The following is a 1,597-nucleotide window of genomic DNA, read 5'->3' as shown; positions in this document are numbered from 1 at the left end:
TCCGCGGGTCTGGTGTCGAGCGTCGAACCGAGGGTGTCTGCTCATAGTTGGGTCGCGGGTCGATCTACGCGCTGCCACCACCGCCCTCAGGAGGAAGCAGTCAGGTGGTGGTCAGTCGTCCATGACTGCCGGCGACCAGCACCAGCCGGCCGGCTCGGGGGCGGTCGCGACGTTGGCCACGGTGGACCGCTTGCGCCGCGCGAGGAATCCCACCCACCGGTTGTGGAGACGATGGTTGCCTTCGTGACCGCGTGCGCGGGCCGCCGCTGGTGCCTGATCCCAGCGTGCCCGAATCACCGCCCCCACTTGATACCTGGGCCGGTGATGCCATGCCGCCCTCGACCAGAAGCCGCCGCACGTGGGTGTTTCCCGTCTTGGTGACCGACCCCTGCAACAGTGTGGAACCCGACGAGGACTCCGAGGGCACCAATCCGACAAATAAACCAATCGTGTTGCCGGTGAACGGATCCCAATCGCCGATCTCAACTGCCAACGCGAACCCGGTCAACCTGCCGACCCCGCGAAGACACGACACCCTTCATACGATCGGGGTGAATTCGCTGTCGGCGGCCATGTCCTCGATCGCCGAGCCCAGACCTCGGCGTCTGGCCCGCAGCATCGACACGCGCTTCACAGTCGGAATCGAAGGCCATCCGCGTGGCCGAACAGCTCACCCGGCCTGCAGCCGCTGCAACGCCTGGCACACGGTCGCCGCATCGGTGGTCGCCCAGAACGGCGGCAGCGACGCTCGTAGATACCCGGCGTATCGGGCGGACGCCATCCGGGAGTCCAGCACCGCCACCACTCCCCGGTCGTCGACGCCGCGCAGCAGCCGGCCCGCCCCCTGGGCCAGCAGCAGTGCCGCATGCCCGGCGGCGACCGTCATGAAGCCGTTGCCGCCGTGGGCGTTCACCGCGCGCTGCCGGGCGGTCAGCAGCGGGTCGTCCGGCCGCGGGAACGGGATCCGGTCGATCGGCACCAGCGACAGCGACGGCCCGGGCACATCCACGCCCTGCCAGAGCGACAGCGTGCCGAACAGCGAGGTCTCCGGGTCGGCGGTGAACTGCTCGATCAGCGCGCCGGTGGCGTCGTCGCCCTGGCAGAGCACCGGGGTGTCCAGTCGCTCCCGCATCGCCTCGGCCGCGGCACGGGCCGCCCGCATCGACGAGAACAGCCCCAGGGTGCGCCCGCCGGCGGCGGTCACCAGCTCGGCGATCTCGGCCAGCTGCGCTTCCGAGCCGGTGCCGTCGCGGCCGGGCGGCGGCAGGTGCGCGGCGACGTACAGGATGCCGGCCTTGTCGTGGGCGAACGGCGAGCCGACGTCCAGGCCGCGCCAGCGGGTCGAGTCGTCGTCGCCGGTCAGCCCCCAGGCGGCGGCCATCGCGTCGAAGGACCCGCCCACGGTCAAGGTGGCCGAGGTCAGCACCGTCGTGCGGTCGGCGAGAAGCCGCTCGCGCACCAGCCCGGCCACCGCCAGCGGCGCCACCCGCAGCACCGCCCGCGCCGAGCCGCGGACGTCCTCGTGGTTGAGCCAGACCACGTCGGTGCGCTCGACGATCGCCGGGGTGAACGACGCCAGGATCCGGTCGGTGATCTC

General features: G+C 71.4%; 1 protein-coding gene and 1 pseudogene. Both read right to left on the bottom strand.

What is annotated here, in order from left to right:
* Window positions 1-111 precede the first annotated feature (111 nt).
* Window positions 112-665, bottom strand: a pseudogene (locus tag AC2VNT_RS01500) (transposase); the annotation flags it as partial.
* A 5-nt stretch (window positions 666-670) separates the two neighbouring features.
* On the bottom strand, window positions 671-1,597 hold a 927-nt coding region (locus AC2VNT_RS01495; protein WP_486945176.1), incomplete at its 5' end, for an ATP-dependent DNA helicase.

This window comes from Mycobacterium sp. TH-M15 (assembly GCF_057473705.1).
This window is presented reverse-complemented; position numbering and strand designations above follow the sequence as displayed.